The organism is Pseudomonas sp. B21-019, assembly GCF_024749225.1.
GTDB lineage: Bacteria > Pseudomonadota > Gammaproteobacteria > Pseudomonadales > Pseudomonadaceae > Aquipseudomonas.
Genome location: NZ_CP087193.1, coordinates 5,597,026 through 5,616,414, shown reverse-complemented (window position 1 = coordinate 5,616,414; position 19,389 = coordinate 5,597,026). Strand labels below are relative to the sequence as shown.

Below are 19,389 nucleotides of genomic sequence, written 5' to 3'. Positions count from 1 at the left end.
AACATGAGCGATAACACTGTGACTCCGGCCGCCGACGTACCAGCAGCCAAAACTCCACGTCGTTGGCCGGCGCTGCTGATCGGGCTGTGCCTGGCGGCAGGCGTAGCGGGCGGGTTAGGCTGGTTCCTGCACAAACCCAAGGCTCCGCCTGCGCAGTTGGCCAGCGACAAACTGGGCATGAGCCGCCCGGACGGTCTGCTCGAAACCCATTCCCTGAGCCAGTTGCCCAAGGATTTGCTGGCCGTGCCGTTCCTCAAGGAAACCCTGACCGAAGATTTCGTCTTCTATTACGAAGCCCATGCCGATCGCCTCGGTTTGATCGGCAGCCTGCGGCGGATCATTTACGAGCATGACCTGAAGTTGCAGGACAGCCTGATCGAGCAGCTCTTCGACCAACCGGCGGATGTGGCGCTGTGGCGTGGGGCGGATGGGCGTCTCAAGGATTTCCTGTTGGTGATGGATCGCGGCGGACTGGCCAAGGTGCTGGAGCCGCTGGCGAAAGTGGCGCTGGATGATTCGCAGCTGAGCAAGCTCGGCGAAGTGAAAGTCGGTGCCGACGCCGTCACCCTCTATCAGCTCAACTACAACGCCAGCAAGGCGTTGGTGTTCGCTTCCCATGGCGACAAATTGGTGGTGCTGTCCAATCCGGCCAAACTCTACGATCCGGAAAACGGTGCTTTGGAGGAAACTGGCGGCGTTTCGACCAAGGCGATCGCCGCCTTGCTCAACGGCGACAAACTGTTCCCCGAAGCCTTCGGCCTGCCGCCGCGTGCGCCCGAGGTAAAACAACGCCTCTCGGTCAACTCCAGCGTGTTGGCCATGGGTTATCAGCGCTTCATCCCGAACTTTGCCGGCCTGCGTTTCGACATGGACGACAAGGGCTGGCACAGCTTCCTCGCCATGGACGAACTGGACAAGCAGCCGGACTTCGATTTCAAACCGATCTGGCAAGCCATGCCGATGGGCGCCAGCGCTTGCGTGGCCTTGCCGCTGGCCGCCGAACAACAGAAACCGCTGCTGGTGAAACTCGGCGCCGAAGAGTCCGTGGCCCAGGCCCTGACCGAACACATGGCCGGTGCTGCTGGTCTGTGCTGGTACGCCGATTCCCGGCTGTACACGCCGCTGCTGGTGGCCAGCCTGAATGACGATGACAGCGCCAAACTTGATGGTGACTTGGGCAACCTGTTCGGCTCGATGGTCGGTGCCTACGAAGGCAATGTTGCCGAGCACGCATTCCCGGTGGTCGAGAAACAGGACGGTAAAACCCATCAGTGGCAGCGCCAGGTCAGCTCCAACTTCGGCCCCTATAAGGCCAAGGATGCCGAGCAGCCAGACGCAATCACCGGCAAAGCCTTCATGCGCGTCAGCCTGGCCCGTCACGGCTCGACGCTGCTGTTCTCCCTTGACGACAAACTCGTCGACAAAGCGCTGGGCACCCTCGACAAACGCTTCCCGCCGCTGGCTGACGTGCTGCCGAAAGACCTGCTGATGCCGATCTATTTCGGCCCCGATTCCATGGCGCAACTGATGCAACAGGAAACCCTCGACAGCCTGCCGCAGGACATGGAGCCGGTGTTCTACAACGCCGCGCAAACCTACCTGATTCCGAAACTGCGCACCCTCGGCGGCTACGGCAAATACGCCCTGACCTTGCCCAAAGGCAGCGAGCCCGACGGCCACTGGCAATGGCTGCCGCTGGAGTGGAAAGCCCTGTGACTGCACTCATCCGAGGCCTCGGCTTGCTGGCGTTGCTGCTGGGGACTCGCACATTCGCCAGCGAAGCCGCCGCGCTCGACCCGCAGCAATCCCAGGTATTCCGCGCCTGGTTCGTGCGCATCGCCCAGGAACAATTGACCCAAGGCCCGAGCCCGCGCTGGTATCAGCAGGACTGCGCCGGGCTGGTGCGCTTTGCCGCCAACGAAGCGCTGAAAGTCCATGACGACAAATGGCTGCGCAGCAATGGCCTGTCCAACCGCTACCTGCCGCCGGAGTTGCAACTGAGTGACGCCCAGCGCGGCCTCGCCCAGCAATGGCAGCAGGGGGGCGGTAAGGTCGGGCCTTACGTCAACGCGATCAAACTGATTCAGTTCAACAGTCATCTGGTCGGCCGCGATCTGGCCCTGGCCCGGCCTGGCGACCTGATGTTTTTCGATCAGGGCGATGACCAGCACCTGATGATCTGGATGGGCCGCTTCATTGCCTATCACACCGGCACCACCACCCCCACCGACAACGGCATGCGCTCCGCAAGCCTGCAGCAACTCATGACATGGAAGGACACCCGATGGATACCCGACGCAGCCAACCCCAACTTCATCGGCGTCTATCGACTGAACTTTCTCTCCCAATGATCGGTGCCCGCATGCTGCGCATTTGCTCAAAACTGCCTCTTTTGCTTGCGTTGGTTCTGCCGCTGTCGGCAGTCAACGCCGAAGACACCGTCGAGCCGAGCGGCTATACGCCGGTGGCCGGTGAAAGCTTTTTCCTGTTGGCCGACAGTAGTTTCGCCAGCGATGAACAGGCGGTGGTACGCCTCGAAGCGCCGGGTCGTGACTATCGCCGGTTCCGCATGGAGCCTTACGGCGGTGCGGACATTCGGGTGTATCGCATCGACAAGCCGCTGGATTTCCTCAAGCGCCAGAAGAACCTGCACCGTGTGGTCAGCGACGGCCAGTTCAAGGGCGAAGGCCTGTCGAACACCCTCGCGTATCTGTGGGACAACTGGTACCGCAAATCCCGTCGGGTGATGCAGCGGGCGTTTTCCTACGAGTCGCGTAAACAAGTCACCGAGGAAGTGCCGGAACTGAAGATGGGCACCGCCATCGCCGCGCCAACGCCCTACGACGCACAGCCGCAATTCGCGTTGATTCCGGGTCTGCCGGTGGTCAGCCAATTCCGTTATCCGCTATGGCAAGCCAAACCGATCCAGCCGCCTGAAGGCGTGAAACTGGTTGGTTCTTCCAGTGAGTTCGTCAGCGTCTCGCCGGGCAACGTTTATATCCCGTTGGGCAACCTGAAACCGGGCCTGTACCTGGTGGAAGCGCTGATCGGCAAGTACCGCGCGACCACCATGGTGTTCGTCTCCAACACCGTGGCCGTGAGCAAGATTGCCGGTGATGAATTGCTGGTGTGGGCCGCGCGCAAACACGAAGGCAGTTCGGTGCCGAAGGTTAATGTGTTGTGGACCGATGGCCTGGGTGTGATGAGCAGTGGCGCTACCGATGCCGATGGTTTGCTGCGCTTGAAACACGTCAGCCCGGAGCGTTCGTTCGTGATCGGCGAGGACGAAGAGGGCGGGGTATTCGTCTCCGAGAACTTCTACTACGACAGCGAAATCTACGACACCAAACTCTATGCGTTCACCGATCGGCCGCTGTATCGACCGGGCGATTGGGTGTCGCTGAAAATCGTCGGCCGCGAGTTCAAGAATGCCCGGGATTCCGTGGCACCGACCGCTGCCGACGTCAACGTCACCGTACTCGACGCTACCGGCACAGCGCTGCAATCGTTGGCGCTGAAGCTCGATTCCAAGGCCGGCACCCAGGGCCGTTTCCAGTTGCCGGACAATGCGGTGGCGGGTGGTTATGAGCTGCGTTTCAGCTACAAGGATCAGGCCTACAGCAGCGCCTTCCGCGTGGCTGAGTACATCAAGCCGCACTTCGAGATCTCCCTGAACCTGGCCAAGCAAGATTACCGCACCGGCGAACCGGTCAAGGGCAGTCTGGTGTTGTTGTACCCGGACGGTAAACCAGTGGCCGACGCCAAGGTGAGCCTGAGCCTGCGCGCCCAGCAGTTGTCGATGGTCGATAACGAACTGCAATACCTGGGGCAATTCCCGGTGGAGCTGACCAGCGCCGAACTGACCACCGACGCCAAGGGCAACGCGACGCTTGACCTGCCCGCCGCCGAGAAACCGAGCCGCTATATGCTCACCGTGTTCGCCAGCGATGGCGCGGCGTATCGGGTCAAGACCACCAAGGAAATCCTCATCGACCGTGGTGCCGCCAGTTTCCGCCTGAGCGCGCCGCAACGGTTCAGCGCGGTGGGCGGCAAGGTTGCCTTCAGCTATGCCAACGAAGGTGGCAGCGAGCAAAGCAAAGCAGTCAACCCGAGCAGCTACAGCTGGGTGCGACTCGAAGATCAGACCACTGGCGAAGGAAAACTCGCCGCCAAGGACAAAGGCTTCAGCCTGGCCTTCGACCGTCCGGGCACTTACAACCTGACGCTGAAAGATGATCATGGCCGCGTGCTTGGCGCGACCGGTCATTCGGTCACGGGTGATGGCGTCAAAGCCGTGCCCGGCACCGTGGAAATCGTCCTCGACAAACCCGAATACAAGGCCGGCGACGAAGCCCTCGCGTTGATCACTTTCCCCGAGCCGGTCAGCGATGCGTTGTTGTCGCTCGAGCGCGACAAGGTCGAGGCCACGGCGTTGCTGTCCAAGGGCGCCGACTGGCTGAAGATGGAAAAACTCAGCGACACCCAATACCGCGCGCGCATCGCGGTGAAGGACAACTTCGCGCCGAACCTGACGTTCTCCGTGCTCTATACCAAGGGCGGCCAATACAGCTTCCAGAACGCCGGTATCAAGGTGGTCGCGCCACAGATCGATGTGGCGATCACTACCGACAAAGAGGCGTATCAGCCCGGCGATACCGTGTCCGTGGACCTCACCACCCTGTTCGCCGGCAAGCCGATTCCGGCGCACCTGACGGTCAGCGTGGTCGACGAAATGATCTACGCGCTGCAGCCGGAAGTGGCGCCGACCATCGACCAGTTTTTCTATCACCCGCGCCGCAACAACGTGCGCACCAGCGCCAGTTTGTCGTTCATCAGCTACGACGTGGCACTGCCGGGCAGCCCGGGCGCGCCGGGTAAAGCCAACCGCAGCGAGCGTGGGGTGAAAGTGTTGGAGCGGCCGCGTCGTGAAGACGTCGACACCGCCGCGTGGCAGCCGGAATTGATCACCGATGCCAACGGCAAGACCCGCTTCACCTTCAAGATGCCGGACTCCTTGACCCGCTGGCGCATCACCGCCCGCGCCATCGCCGATGACGGTCAGGTCGGGCAGAAGAAGCAATTCGTGCGCTCGGAAAAACCGCTGTACCTGAAGTGGAGTGGCCCGACCAAATTCCGTAACGGCGACAAACCGGATCTTGGCGTATTCGCTTTCAGTCAGGCCGAGAAACCGGTCAAGGCCGAGCTGGTGATTCATTACGCGGGTGCCGAGCAACGTGTGCCGGTCACACTGAACAACGGCGTCAACTACGTCCCATTGCCAGCATTCACATTGGCCAATGGCGATTGGACCGCCGAGCTGGTGCAGGATGGCAAAACCGCTGACGCCTTGGCCGTACGCCTGACCGCGACTGGCGAAGGCTGGCAGGTGACCCAGAGCCAAAGCCTGGACGCGCTCAGCGGCGACACGCCGTTGACTTTGCCGGCGGACGCCACGGATATTCGCCTGCGTCTGGATGACAGCCCGCAAGCGGTGTTCCGTTCGGCCCTCGACGATCTTCTGAGCTATCCATATGGCGGCGTCGAACAAACCGCCAGCCGTCTGCTGCCGCTGAGCATCGCCTATCCAACGCTGTCGTCGAATCCGCAGATTCGTGATCGCTTGCGTTTGATCATGCAGAACAGCCGCCTGCGGCTGGTGCAAATGGCCGGGCCGTCGGCCTGCTTCACTTGGTGGGGCTTTGACGGCGAGCCGGATGCGTTCCTCACCGCTTACGCCTATTACGCCGACTGGCACGCCAGCAAAGTGCTGGAACTGAGCCTGCCGCCGGAGCACTGGCAGCGGGTGCTGGAGGTGTACGCGAAACAGGCGCAGAACACGCCGTTGTTGCAGCGGGCGTTGATTCTGTCGTTTGCCAAACAGATGCAATTGCCGGTGAACACGCTGCTCAGCGGTTTGATCGACGACCTGGTGAAAGCCGGCGAAGGCAATGCCGCGAGCGTGATGGACGATGGCGCAGAGAGCCTGGTCATGAACGATCCGGATTCGGCCTTGGGGCTGGCCAGTGCTCGGGTGTTGACCGCGTCTTTGGCGCGTCAGGCCAAGGTCAATCTGCCGCCGGCGTTCAGCCGTCAGGTGGACGCTGCGCAACAACAAGTGGCCGCCAGCGCTCAACCGTTTGTCGAAGCCTTGAACCTGTCGCTGCAAGCTTTCGATCAGGCGCATGCACAAGCGTTGTTGCAACGCCTGTTGCCGCAGCAATCGACCCTGGAACGCGCGTTGGCGCTGACCTGGTTGCAACGCAGCATCGAGCAGGCCTCTCCGACCATCGCACTGGCACCGGGTGAAGGCTGGAAGAAACGTTACAGTGATACCGGTGAGATGTATTGGACGTGGCAGGGCTCTTCTCCAGTGCCGGCGGCATTGTCGCTGAGCGGAACGCAAGAGCGCCCGCTACGCGCCATGTTGAGCTTCCAGACCAAGCAACCGGCAATCGATCCGATGGCGGTGACCATCACCCGTCGCCTGTCGCGTCTGGTGCCGGGTGACGAGGCGTTCGAATTCAAACTCGAAGCGGTCGGCACCAAGCCGTTGTCCAGCGACAGCCTGTACCTGGACGAAGTGATTATCACCAGCAAAGCCGCGAAACCGCTGCGCTACGGCATGCTCGAAGTGCCGCTGCCACCGGGTGCGGACGTCGAGCGCACCACGTGGGGCATCAAGCTGATGGGCAAGGCCGGCACCGAGCCGACCGCGCTGGAGAAAGCCCGTTTCGAGCCGGGGCAAATGGCCTATGCGGTGCCAGTGGATGCGCTGAGCGGTGAGTTGCGCCTGCGTCATCTGGTGCGCTTCTCGCAAAAAGGCCAGTTCAACCTGCCGCCGGTGCGTTTCACGCAGGTCTACGCGCCACAGCATCAGGCTCAGGAACAGAAACCGGCACTCGGTCAGGTCACGGTCAACTGACATGACCCGGTGTCTGGTCTGGTGGTTGCTGTGTTTGATTCCTGCGCTGGCGACAGCGCAGGACGAGCCGTTGCGCCTGGGCTTCAAGGGCGAATTGCTTGCGTTGAGCCAGACTCAGGTGATCTCGCGTGAGCCATTGCCTGATGACTTGCAGACGCCGTTGGGCAGCTTGTGGAAGCTGTTTGTCTACGGCTGGCTGGTGGACACCGGCGCGCGTGAGCCGGCTTATGAGTGTCGCGGGCAATCGAAGGAAGAAGTTTATTGCTGCACGGCGGGCGGCAAGGTCGGGCGCGATCAGGCGTTGGTGAAGTCTTGCGGCTTGTACTTTGAGCCTGCGCGCCTGGGCATTGCCGGCGCACAGTGGCGCGAGTATTGGCAGGCCAGACAAGCGCCGAAATGGTTGCTGGATTTGCGGTCGTTGCAACCGCAGACCCGGGTTTCGGTGGCGGAGTTGTTGAAGGTGTTGGCCGTGATGCCGGCGCAGGATCAGGCGCGAAGGGTGTTGCTCGATGTGGTGCTCAATGCCGCGGATGGCAATGTTTTGGGTGAACTCGGCGGTCGGTTGCGGGTGAAAACCTGGAGCTGGCTGGGGGATCAGGATCCTTCGTCGCGCCAAGGCGGATTCGCGGGCTGGACGTTAGACGGCACGCCGATCTGGGCCGGTGGGCGTGGCACCAGCCAAATGGTGTTGCGCCATTATGGTCAGTCGCTGGCGACGGTGCTGCCCTCGTCGTGGCCAGCCGAGGCAGGGAAGTGCGTTGAGGTCGGTCTGTTCGCGCGTTATCCACTGAAACGCGTGCTGTCGGGGGATCGCGTTGTAGCGCCCGGCCCTTTGCAAGGCGACTACCGCGTCGAGTTCGCCAACGGCAATCAACTCGATATCCACAGCGAGGGCGAGTTGTTCTTGCTCAAAGACAAACTCGTCGCGCGCCTCGATCGTGAAGAGTACGTCGCCCGCGTTCTGCAGCGCGAAGCCAGGCCCGAGCCCGTCGAAGCGGCCAAAGCCCTGGCCATCGCGATCCGCACCTACCTGCTGCAAAACGCCACTCGCAACGGCGACTGCTTGAGCATCGACGACAGCAGCAGTCGACAACGCGTTGCACCACGTCCGGCCGTCACTGAGTCGCGCAACATCGCCGCGTGGACCAGTGATCTGGTTCTCGCCGGCACCGCCGTCACCTATCACTCCGACCAACCGGGGCCGGACAAACTCTCCTGGCAGCAAGCCGTCGAACAAGCCAATGCCGGCCAACGCTACGACGCCATACTGCTGCACGCCTACCCGCGCGCCAGCCTCAGTCGCTGGGACAACCCGGTCGCCTCCTGCGAAGCGCTACCCGCCGCGCAAGACTGGCTGCAAAACCAGCGCCGCGGCTGGCGCCAACGACTCGAAAGCGAAGTCGGCTACAACGAAGTCAGCACCTTTGCGGTCTGCCGCCTGGCCTTTGGTCGTCCGTTTGTCGACCGCGAACGTCAGCGCATCTACGTGCGCGGCGTGCTGTCGTTGCAAGACCGCCTCGACCTGACCCACGAATACCTGCACCTGGCCTTCGAAGCACACCCTAACGGCCAGGATGAAACCTACATCGAAGGGCTCGCCCGTCACCTCTTGCTGGAATAGGCCATGAAACTCCGTTATCCACAGATCTTGCTGTTGCTTTGCGCTTTTTGCGTACTGCCAGCGACATTTGCCGCCGTCGAACTTGATACGCCCATTGGCGGCTGGCGTACCGGCGCCCCTGAAGGCGAAGGCGAAAGCTTTCATCAGACGGTCAATTACCCGGCTTCGTCGGTTAACACCCCGGTGGGCCAGGCCAACACGGCGCGCATTACCGGCCAGATCCAATCCACCCCCAAGAGCAATGAACCCGGCAAGCTGATCGTCAACGGCGTCAGCATGCCACTGAAGATCGATCCGGCCGGTCGCTTCGACCGCCCATTCTCATTCCCCAAAGGCAGCAACAGCGTTGAAGTCCGCAGCCCCGATGGCCAACAACGCCACCGCACGCAGTTCCTCAATGCCAACGGCGGCGCCACCCCAGCCAAATTGCGCGTGCTGCTGGCCTGGGACAGCGACGGCACGGATCTGGACTTGCACCTCGTCACCCCCGATGGCGCACACATCTGGTACGGCGACCGTGTCGCGCCCAATGGTGCGGCGCTGGATGTGGACGTGACCACCGGCTACGGCCCGGAAATCTTCGCCATGCCCGCGCCGATCAAGGGGCAATACCTGGTGTATGTGAACTACTACGGTGGCGGGTATCGCAGTGATGACGAAGGGCAGGAGGATGCGGTTCAGCCGCTGACCACCGCGCAAGTGACGGTGATTACGGAGGAGGGGACGCCTGATGAAAAAATGGAAACGTTCCTGGTGCCGATGCGGGCGGTGGGGGAGTTGACGTTGGTTAAGGGGTTTAGTTATCCGTGAGGGGAAATAGTCGCAGCAGTGCTGAGACTATTTAAATTGGGCAGCAAACTGCTGCCCAATTGTCTGAGGAGGTGGGCAGAATTGGTCAGGCTGCTGACCAATTTCGCAATCATTCTTCGTCGAAATAATTCCGATCCAGTGCTGGAATCTTAAGCAAGCGCGACGTTACTCCCACTTCATGATCCATCATCAGATTCACCAAGCGGGTTCCATCCACTAGCACGATACCTTCTATTGATTTAGCAAAGTCGATGGCGTGCGCAGTGAAACCGGACGTCGTGATAAAGATTCCCCGTTTGGCTTTTTGTCCGGCGAGTGCACCTTAGAAGACTTGTAGCTCCGGTCGACACGATGGTGTTCTGCCAACGCTTAGCCTGAACGTACACCTTCTCTAGACCTAATTTGTCGAGAGAAATGATGCCGTCGATCCCTGCATACCCGGAGCCATCCACAGAAGATCATCTCAATTGGTGCCGTGCCCAGGCTATAGCAATAACTTCGAATCGATTTGAAGTGACCTACACAGGTTTGCGGTCAGTTGGCGGCGGTGGCTTTGTGCAATTCCCATCTCGCCTGTTTGAGACAGTCGTCAGGGCTAGCGGTGGCTGAGCTGATGTCGGCTTTCTATAGGCCGATTATCCAACGGCGCATTTGTGAAACCAATTGCCAAATGCCCCGCACATCTTCAGATAGCGGTGCTGCATTTTGTTGCATGAGCTTTATGCACTGGATGCAGACGGGGGCTGAGTGAGTTTAAGTCTTTCGTCTGATAAGCCGAGCAGTGCTGTCTTGAATGCGCTAGATTTAAATTCTGGCACTTTGCCACTCAGTTCGGCCGTGTGGAACGTGATGTCGGCATCAGTAGGACAGGACAAGCGGACGAAGAACCGCTGAAGGAGGAGGACCGTATGGATTACAACCTGCCTAGATGGAGCAAACGTGGAAGGGGAGATTGAATGCCCTCTACAACCCATCGCTCCTCCACTGAGGTACCTGAAGCCAGCACTGATTCTATCAGTGAGCAGGAGCTGCAATCCTTGGCTGCTGACTCCGAAGCTCTAAATGGCTTGGAGATCGAAAATCTATGGCAGTACGACGAGCTTCGATTCGAAGAACCAGTGATCGTAAAGCTTGCACCCAACGATGCGTTGCCTGCATTGCCAGTTAGAAGGACGCTGTCCCTTCCCAAACCGCGCGGCGTCGATGTCAAAAAGACTGAAAGCAAGTCTTTAAAAATCACAGTGCGGTCTTCAATCTCGCCAAAAGTCAGGGCCGATGAATTCCCCGTTGTTCAACATCCACCAATTCAGCAGGAATTACTCCGGCCGGTCGAACTTTGCGTACCCATAGCGTCAGTCGAGGAAATCGAAGAGAACGTGCTTGATGACTTTTTCGAAGATGCGGAATTGGACAGTATCTACTCTCACGAGAGTCTCGAATGGTTCGATGACTCGGGTATTGATAGTCCGGTACAGGTTGATGTCGAAGGAATTGATGACGAGTACGCGGCCTATGCCTTTGACCCTGAAGAGTTTTATGAGCTTCGGGATGACGACGAAGTTCTTCCTCTCTCCAGTGAAAAAATTAGCTGGGAAGATCGCGCTTTCCAGAAAGCCACGGACCTGATCTATAAAAGTGGTTGGCCGTTATCGGCACACGCAATGGTGCACCAAATTTTCATCATCAATGGTTGGAGTGCGACTCGGCTTGCTTTGGAGCGGGAAATCAGTAAAGGCATGACACCCGACGAGCTGATTTTGGCGGCGCATATAAAAGCACTATGGGCCGAAAATGATCACTACTGGATAGCCTTTGATAAAAACGGCAGCAGTAATTTGTCGCAGTACATCCTGTCTTGGCCTTCGGCAATTTTGATTGTGCGCACTTTTGAAGCATTGCCCCAAGTGGAGGAACTGGAGCAGTTCATCGATTCGCAATTCGAGTACTGGTACGAAAGCGCTCACTTGCGTCAAGTGTTTCGCTCGTTCAATCGATTCCTGTGGTATCGAATGTCTAATCTGCGCGGTTGTCTACCCGCCAATATGCCCTTCAGCTTTGGTAATCCAAGAGATCTCCCGGTAGAGGAGTACAGCGACCTCGGATTGGACGATACGCTGGATGTCGAACGTGAGGGCGATTTAAGGGCATATGGTCTAATACGCAACAGACATCCATTGGAGCCTTATTGCTACTTCAGCGACTTACCCGCAAAAGCCGAAGACGATCAGATAGTAGTTACGGTGGACGCTGATAAGGCGATACGGCCCCAGGCGGAGGAAACCGTAGGTCTCACACCTTCTGACCCCGCATTCGAACCTCGCAAAGACCCGACTGACTTACAGGAACATCTCCAACTCTTTTCTATTGAACCACTGAAGGAAGATCCTAATGGCTGAGCACACACTGATACCTGTCATCGGTTGTTGGGTCAGCCAGCAATTGCCTAGCGGAAATGGCGATAGGAAGGGCATAGTCAAGAGGATTTTGCCAGCGGATACTGGCGCAGAGCTTGAAGTGAACTGGCTAATTCCAGAACGTTTCACCAGTTGTGTCGCTGCGAGTAAAGTTAAATCTGGTTTCACAAATGGCATGGATGTGGAGGATGTCACACCAGGTGCTGGTGTTTCCTCTCTCGGCATTGGTGGCGTGATGCAACAGCGTGTGCTCGCCAGCAGTGAGCAAGTACTTGTGGACTTTGCAGAAAGTGGAGAGCGGCATTGGTTGCCCTATCAGAATTTGCGCCAAGTCCGTCGGGCAAAGTTACGATTTCTTAATGCCCAGAAAGCTGAACCTGTGGATGCGGAACGTCTACGCCTTCGGCTTTTAGCCCACGCCATAGAAACTTGGAACGAAAATACTGGGGCGCTCTCTCATCTCGACATTGACCCTCTACCCCACCAGATTCATCTGGTGCATCACATACTCGCCTCCGGTAACTACAACTGGCTGATTGCTGATGACGTGGGCTTAGGTAAAACCATCGAAACAGGTATGTTGCTGCATGCTTTAAACCAGCGAGGTACTGCGAAAAGAGTGCTTCTAATCACCCCCGCTGGGCTGACGCGACAATGGCAAGAAGAATTATGTCGGTTCGATTTGGATGATTTTCAGATTTATGGCGAAGACTTCAATATTCATGAAATACGCCATTGGAAAATGCATGATCGCGTGATTGGCTCACTCGACCGCTTTAAACAGGAAGGTCACCTCGAAAGCCTGATGCAGGCCGACGAATGGGATTTGATTATCTTCGATGAAGGACACCGCCTCAGCCGAAGACAATACGGTCTAAAACTAACCAGTTCGGACCGTTATGATCTGGCCGCTGCACTTCGTAGCAAGACAAAGCATCTATTGTTGCTTAGTGCAACGCCGCACCAAGGTTTGCACGACAAGTTCATCGCACTATTGGAGTTGCTGCGACCCGAACGTCATCAAGAATTGATGACGCTCAGCCTTAAACCGGAAATCCTTCACGACATGATCTATCGGAATCACAAGGCCGATGTGACTGACGCCGAAGGCAACTTTATTTTTCAGGGAAAAATCACGCGCGCCATGAGGGTGCCTGCAAGCGCACATTCGTCGGCATTTGATGAGACTCTTCAGAATTACCTGCGACGTGGCTATGCGGCTAGTGCGGCTCAGGGCCGAAAAGGCAACCCGATCGGCTTCGTGATGACCGTTTACAGAAAGCTCGCGGCCTCAAGTTCGGCAGCTATCCACAACGCGTTACGCAATCGCCTTGCACGTCTGGTGAACGAGCGCAATGAAGTATTCACAGCACAAGAACCAACAGATGAGAGGTTTTTCGGCGAGTGGGAAGAGCAATTGAGCACGGACGTCAAGGAGTTCTTTAATGGAGAGATCCATTTGCTGGAAACTTTGATCGAAGAAGCTGCGGATCTCAAGGACAATGATTTGAAGTTGCAGCTATTTGTTGACGACGTGATTGGCAAGGTTCAACAGAATCATCCCGGCGAAAAGGTGTTGATATTTACGGAGTACCGTACTACTCAGCAGTATCTGCGTGAAGCCCTAAACAGCCGTTTCGGTGATACGGCAGTGGAACTTATTAACGGCTCCATGAAACACTCGGAGCGTCGCGAAGCGATTGCACGGTTTGAGGATAGGGGGCTGTTTTTGATCTCCACTGAAGCTGGCGGTGAAGGTATCAACCTGCAGCGACATTGCCATATTATGGTCAATTATGATTTGCCTTGGAATCCCATGAGACTTGTTCAGCGCATCGGTCGACTGTATCGCTATGGGCAAAGACTAAAGGTCTTAGTGTTTAACATCCATCAAACAGACACCTTGGATCAGCAGATTATCGATCTTATGTACGAGCGCATCGACAGCGTGGTCGATGACATGGCGCAGGTACAGAAGTATGAATTTAATGAAGGGCTCAAGGACGAAATCCTTGGCGAGGTTGCGGAACTTATTGACGTTGAAGACATTTTGCTGGCTGCCACTCAGGAGGGTATTGACCGAACTCGTGAGCGGATAGATGAAGCATTGCGGCAGGCCCAGTCTGCAGCGGAAAAACAACGGGAGCTGTTTGCTCATGCCGCTAGCGGCAACCCAGCAGAGTTGCGTCATGAGTTAGTCGTTACTCAAGATCATCTGCAAAGTTTTGTGCTAGGGATGTTTAATCAGGTGGGGATTGAGGTCATTGAGCAGATTCTCAAAGACCAGCTGATACGTATTCGTATACCGGAAGCAGCGAGGTCAAAAATTGGGATGTCGCTTAAGTCCTCCCTGCGATTGGATGTAACTGTCAATCGCGAGTTGGCGGCGAGCCGCTCAGGTGTTCAGCTGCTTGATCTAAACTCGCCATTGATGAAGTACTTATTGCGGGAAGCCCTGAGTTACGACTTTGGTGGCCACATTGCGGCCTTTGAATACCCAAGCCTCGGTATCGGCGCGGTGTTTGGTGCGATGCTTCGTTGGCAGAGTCAGCAAGGCAAGCGCATGCGCCAGGAGTTTGTGATGAGTCATGTTGGAAACGGCCAAACCTTGCTGAATCCGGAAGCTGTGAGCCGCTGGCTGCTTGAGCCCGCTATAGGCTTGGAATTTCAAAGTACGCCAGAGCAAAGCAAGGTGCTATTTGCGTGCGTTGAGAGCTCAATCAATCAGCGGCTTGAGTCGGTTTCCAGTCGCTATCTCATGCCAGAAAGCCTTCAATGGATAGCTGCAAGCTGGGTCGTTTAGTGAGCCAGCGGAAGCAAGTAACCGAGTCAACAACGAGCGAACAAGATATTGACGCTGTGGGTTTTTGTACTACAGAACGCTCCTGTGTAACTTATTTTTCCGTCTGTTTTCCATGACACCGTTTCATGCCGAAACACTTCGTAATTTTTATTGTTTCGAGTTGAGGAGTACTAAAAAGGGGCGTCACCTACTAAGCAGGAGCGCCTTCACGTGAATGACCTCAGCGCTACTGCGCCGTCCGTTGGTGCAAATTTTAACGAAATCACGCAACTGATCATCACTGCCCGGCAGCGAGCGATGCAGGCAGTCAATACCGAGTTGATTGAACTGCATTGGCAGGTCGGGGCTTATATCAGCCGGAAGATCGAAGCTGCGGAGTGGGGGGATGGAGTGGTCGCTCAACTGGCTACACACCTCGCTCGTACTCAGCCGGGATTGCGTGGTTTTACCCGACCGAACCTTTTCCGTATGCGCCAGTTTTACGAGGCATATAGGCACGATACAAAAGTCTCAGCACTGCTGAGACAATTACCCTGGACCCAAAATCTGATCATCCTCAACCAGAGCAAACGCCCGGAAGAGCGTGAGTTTTACCTGCGCATGGCGATTCAGGAGAAGTGGTCGAGCCGGGAGCTCGAGCGCCAGTTCAAAGCTGCGCTGTTTGAGCGTAGCGTCATCAATCCCGTAAAAATCTCACCACTGGTGAGACAAATGCATCCTGAGGCCATGAGTGTGTTCAAGGACACTTACATGGTCGAGTTTCTCGACTTGGCGCACGGCCATGTCGAGGCTGATTTACATGGCGGGTTGTTGCGCAGGCTCAAGGATTTTCTGATCGAGCTGGGCCGAGACTTTTGTTTCGTCGGTTCGCAGTATCCATTGCAGGTTGGCGGTCGTGATTTTGCATTAGACCTGCTGTTCTTCCATCGTGGGCTCAATTGCCTGGTGGCGATTGAGCTCAAGGTCGGACGCTTCGAGCCAGAATACCTTGGAAAACTGGACTTCTACCTTGAGGCTTTGGATCGCAATGTTCGCAAACCCCATGAAAACCCGGCGTTTGGGGTCTTGCTGTGCGCCAGTAAAGATGACGAAGTCGTCGAGTACGCCCTGAACCGTTCACTATCACCCGCATTGATCGCGGAGTATCAGACTCAGCTGCCGGACAAAAAACTGTTGCAGGCCAAGTTGCATGAGTTTTATGCGTTGAATGCTGACGAGTAAGCCAACGATTACGCAAACTGCCGGACTAGCGCCGCGCCGGCAGCCTCACTCCCGCCCCGCCACCACAAATAAAATCAATAAACGCCCGAAGTTTCGGTGTGAGGTACCGGCTCGACGGCCACACCACCTGTATGTTCAACGTGCGCTGCACCTGATCGGGCAATATCGACACCAGTTCACCGGCGTCCAGCGCCTCGCGCACCGCGAATTCGGGGACGCAGGCGATGCCCAGTCCTTGTCTGGCCATGTGGATCAGCATTTCCAGATTGTTGCAGACCATCGTTGCCGGCACTTTCAACTCGGTGCCTTCGGCAAGCCCCGACAATGGCCATTTTTCCAGTTTGCCCGTGGAGGGCAGCTTGTAGTGCAGGCAATGATGGTCTTGCAGTTGCTCGACACGCTGCGGATAGCCGTTGCTCGCAAAGTAGCTCGGGGCGCCGACGAGATAGAAGCCAAAGCTGTCGAGTTTCCTGGCCATCAGCCGGGAGTCGTGCAGTTGACCGGTGCGCACCACGGCGTCGAAGCCTTCCTCGACCACATCCACCAGCCGATCGGTGAAGTCCAGCTCCAGCTGTATCTCCGGATAACGCTGCATGAACCGCGACAGTTGCATGAACAGTACGTTGCCGAGCAGCGGCAGGCTGATGCGTAGTTTGCCGCGTGGTGTCTCGCTGGAGCTGGAGAGTTCCTGCTCCGCCGCTTCCAGCTCGTTGAGCACTCTGCGGCAGCGCTCCAGAAACAACGAGCCTTCGCTGGTCAGGTTGATGCTGCGGGTATTGCGGTGGAACAGGCGCACGCCGAGTTTCTCTTCCATGCGCGCAATGCTCTTGCCCACAGCTGAGGAGGAGATGCCGAGCAAGCGGCCGGCCCCTACAAAACTGCGGCTTTCGGCGACCTGCACGAACACCGTGATGCCATTGAGCTTATCCAACCCTCACTCCTTTGATTGCGGACAAAAAGGTCCGTGGACCTCGGAAGTGTAACCTCTGTTTCCCCGTAACGGCCGGCTCTACCATCGCCACATTCAGGTCATTCTTCCAGCCATTTCGGGGTCAGACATGTCAGTCAACGAACCGCTTCGCCCATTACAATCGCTTCGCTCGTTCGAACCCGTCGAGCTAGGTTCACGGGTCGACGCCGTGCTCGATCAGACGCTGCACGACCAACGCCTGGTCGGTGCCGTGGTGCTGGTGGCTCACCGGGGCAAGCTTATCTATAACCGAGCGGCCGGCCTGGCCGACCGTGAAGCGCAATTGCCGATGCGCGAAGATGCCTTGTTTCTGCTGTCTTCGGTCTCCAAGCCAATCACTTCGGTGGCGGCGCTGGTACTGGTCGCCAAAGGTAAAATCAGACTGGACGATGACATCAGCCAGTGGTTGCCCTACTTCAAACCAACCCTGGGTGACGGCCAACCCGCGACCATCACCGTGCGCCAGTTACTGAGTCATACCGCCGGTTTGACGTATGGTTTTCTGGAAAGCGATCAAGGCGGCCCTTATCGCTATGCCGGGGTGTCCGACGGTCTGGATCGTAGCGACATTTCGCTGGAAGAAAACCTGCGCCGTCTGAGCCAAGCCCCCTTGCTGTACAAGCCCGGCAGCGGTTGGGGCTATTCGATCGCCACCGATGTGCTGGGCGCACTGATCGCCGCGGTCAACGGCACGTCCCTCGCCGAAGCGATTGACGAGTTGATTGCCCAGCCACTGACGTGGCGCGATACCAGCTTCAGTGTTTCCGAGGTCGGTCGTCTCAGTCTTGCGTACCTGAACGGTCTGCCACAGCCACGGCGCATGAATGAGCTGGAAGTGATTCCGGTGTTCGAAGGGACTGCCGGCATCCGGCTGCAACCGGCCCGGGCACTGGACCCACAGGCCTATAACTCCGGCGGTTCCGGCCTGGTCGGCACCGCGGGTGAGTTTCTTCAGTTGCTCGAAACCTTGCGCAAGGGCGGCGAGCCATTACTGCCCAAGGCACTGGTCGATGAAATGGGCAGCAACCAGACCGGCGAACGGGAGCTGGACAACTGGCCCGGCCGAGGCTTCGGTCTGGGTTTCACGGTACTCAAGGACCCGGCAGCGGCACAAACCGCCGAGTCGGCCGGCAGCTGGCGACTGGGCGGCGCCTATGGGCATTCGTGGTTCGTCGACCCGGCAGAGCAACTGACCGTGGTCGCCTTCACCAACACGGCCTTCGAAGGCATGTTCGGGCAATTCACCGTGGATCTTTGCAACGCTGTCTACGGGCTGGAGTCTGAGTCATGAAAATGCTCCATCCGATTTACTTCCTGGCGCTGGGGCTGTTCGGCGTTTACACCATCGAATTCGGTGTGGTCGGGATTCTTCCGGTGATCATCGAACGCTTTTCGATCAGTGCATCGCAGGCGGGCCAGCTGGTGGGGCTGTTTGCGCTGATCATTGCGGTATTCGGCCCGATCATGGTGTTGCTGTTGTCGCGCTTCAACCGCAAGAAGGTGCTCACGATTGCCCTGTTCGTTTTCGCCGGGACCAGCGTGCTGTCGGCCTATGCGCCCAACTTTGAATCGCTGATGGTGCTGCGCGTCATCCCGGCGTTGTTCCACCCCGTGTATTTTTCCCTGGCATTCGTCGCGGCTACTTCGCTTTACCCGCCAGGGGAATCGACCCGCGCCGCCGCCAAGGCTTTTGTCGGCACCAGCATGGGCATGGTGTTGGGCGTGCCGCTGACGACACTCATCGCGGCACAGTTCTCCTACGAAGCCTCGTTTCTATTCTGCGCCGTGGTCAACTGCATTGCGGGCCTGGGGATCATTGCCAGGCTGCCGGACGCTCCGGGCAAACTGGCCATTTCCTATAAAGAGCAGTTGGCCATCCTGCGTAAATTCCCGCTGTGGCTGAACATCACTGCTTCGACCCTGATCTTCGCCGCGATGTTTTCCGTGTACAGCTACTCGGCCGAGTACCTGGCCAAAGAAGCTGGCATGAGCGCGCAACTGATCAGTATTCTGCTGGTGGTCTTCGGCATCGGTGGCGTCGCCGGCAATCTGTATGCCGGTAAACTGATCGGTCAGAACATGGTCAGGACGACGATTTTGCATCCGATCCTGCTGGCCGCTTCTTATGGGTTGCTGTACCTGTTCGCTGGCCCGTCGCTGATGACCATGCTGGTGATCGTGGTGATCTGGGGCGCAACCCATACCAGCGGGTTGATCGTCACGCAAATCTGGCTGACGTCCGAAGCGCCGCAAGCGCCGGAGTTCGCCACCGGCATCTACATCTCGTTCATCAACCTGGGCGTGACCATTGGTTCTACCACCGGTGGCTGGTTCCTGGCGCGGATGGGATTGCAGGGCACCCTCTACACTGGTTTGCTGTTTGCGGCGCTGGCCGTGTTGGTCATCGTGGTAAAAGTTCTGTTTTTCAGTGCGGTACCGCGCAAGGGGGGCATGCAAATCGTCGCAGACTGAGTTGTACGATGCGCGATAGCCGGGATTATTCCGGGCATTAAAAAGCCGGCTTGTGGCCGGCTTCTCGGGGACTGGCTTGGTTTATTTTTGGTAAACCGCGCCAGCCTTCAAAACGTACACCCGGATCTTGCGTCCGGCTGTGGGACTTGGCGAGAA

At 57.6% G+C, this 19,389-nt stretch carries 13 protein-coding genes; 10 read left to right on the top strand and 3 right to left on the bottom strand.

Annotated features, from left to right (window positions below; all coding sequences use genetic code 11):
- The first annotated feature begins 3 nt into the window (after positions 1-3).
- From LOY36_RS25190 to LOY36_RS25170, 5 genes are read left to right on the top strand one after another with little or no spacing between them, the layout of a single operon-like run.
- Entirely contained in the window at positions 4-1,716 is a 1,713-nt protein-coding gene (locus LOY36_RS25190) for a DUF2138 domain-containing protein (RefSeq protein ID WP_026345992.1), read from the top strand.
- Positions 1,686-2,351 carry a DUF1175 family protein gene (locus tag LOY36_RS25185; protein WP_033063783.1) on the top strand — a complete coding sequence of 222 codons (666 nt, stop codon included), beginning with the start codon at positions 1,686-1,688 and terminating at the stop codon, positions 2,349-2,351. Before LOY36_RS25190 ends, LOY36_RS25185 begins: the two co-directional genes overlap by 31 nt.
- An 11-nt stretch (positions 2,352-2,362) precedes the next feature.
- Entirely contained in the window at positions 2,363-6,922 is a 4,560-nt protein-coding gene (locus tag LOY36_RS25180; protein ID WP_408981096.1) for an alpha-2-macroglobulin family protein, read from the top strand.
- 1 nt (position 6,923) lies between these two features.
- Entirely contained in the window at positions 6,924-8,543 is a 1,620-nt protein-coding gene (locus LOY36_RS25175) for a DUF2300 domain-containing protein (protein WP_258671267.1), read from the top strand.
- Positions 8,544-8,546: 3 nt separating this feature from the next.
- A complete protein-coding gene (locus LOY36_RS25170) occupies positions 8,547-9,353 on the top strand; it encodes a YfaP family protein (protein WP_258671266.1) in 807 nt (268 codons plus the stop codon).
- Between the two features lie 109 nt (positions 9,354-9,462).
- Here the strand turns inward: LOY36_RS25170 and LOY36_RS29000 are convergent, their stop codons facing one another.
- On the bottom strand, positions 9,463-9,636 hold the full coding sequence (locus LOY36_RS29000) for a restriction endonuclease (RefSeq protein WP_309475246.1): 174 nt from the start codon (positions 9,634-9,636) through the stop codon (positions 9,463-9,465).
- The gene (locus tag LOY36_RS28995) at positions 9,593-9,805 is read right to left on the bottom strand and encodes a restriction endonuclease (RefSeq protein WP_309475221.1); all 213 of its coding nucleotides are present in this window, start codon (positions 9,803-9,805) and stop codon (positions 9,593-9,595) included. The genes LOY36_RS29000 and LOY36_RS28995 overlap by 44 nt, the downstream gene beginning before the upstream one ends.
- Before the next feature lie 504 nt (positions 9,806-10,309).
- Here LOY36_RS28995 and LOY36_RS25160 point away from each other — a divergent pair.
- The 3 genes from LOY36_RS25160 to LOY36_RS25150 all read left to right on the top strand — a co-directional run bounded on the left by LOY36_RS25160 (position 10,310) and on the right by LOY36_RS25150 (position 15,791).
- Positions 10,310-11,749 (top strand): hypothetical protein, encoded by a 1,440-nt coding sequence (locus LOY36_RS25160; RefSeq protein WP_258671265.1) that lies wholly within the window; start codon positions 10,310-10,312, stop codon positions 11,747-11,749.
- Positions 11,742-14,570: a DEAD/DEAH box helicase gene (locus LOY36_RS25155; RefSeq protein WP_258671264.1), complete on the top strand. Its 2,829-nt coding sequence runs from the start codon at positions 11,742-11,744 to the stop codon at positions 14,568-14,570. Before LOY36_RS25160 ends, LOY36_RS25155 begins: the two co-directional genes overlap by 8 nt.
- A gap of 210 nt (positions 14,571-14,780) precedes the next feature.
- On the top strand, positions 14,781-15,791 hold the full coding sequence (locus tag LOY36_RS25150) for a YhcG family protein (protein WP_258671263.1): 1,011 nt from the start codon (positions 14,781-14,783) through the stop codon (positions 15,789-15,791).
- Positions 15,792-15,816: 25 nt separating this feature from the next.
- Here the strand turns inward: LOY36_RS25150 and LOY36_RS25145 are convergent, their stop codons facing one another.
- On the bottom strand, positions 15,817-16,722 hold the full coding sequence (locus tag LOY36_RS25145; protein ID WP_258671262.1) for a LysR family transcriptional regulator: 906 nt from the start codon (positions 16,720-16,722) through the stop codon (positions 15,817-15,819).
- A 127-nt stretch (positions 16,723-16,849) separates the two neighbouring features.
- Between LOY36_RS25145 and LOY36_RS25140 the strand changes: the two genes are divergently transcribed.
- Complete coding sequence (locus LOY36_RS25140) at positions 16,850-18,052, top strand: serine hydrolase (RefSeq protein ID WP_258671261.1); 1,203 nt, start codon at positions 16,850-16,852, stop codon at positions 18,050-18,052.
- Positions 18,049-19,233 (top strand): MFS transporter, encoded by a 1,185-nt coding sequence (locus LOY36_RS25135; RefSeq protein ID WP_258671260.1) that lies wholly within the window; start codon positions 18,049-18,051, stop codon positions 19,231-19,233. The genes LOY36_RS25140 and LOY36_RS25135 overlap by 4 nt, the downstream gene beginning before the upstream one ends.
- Positions 19,234-19,389 lie beyond the last annotated feature (156 nt).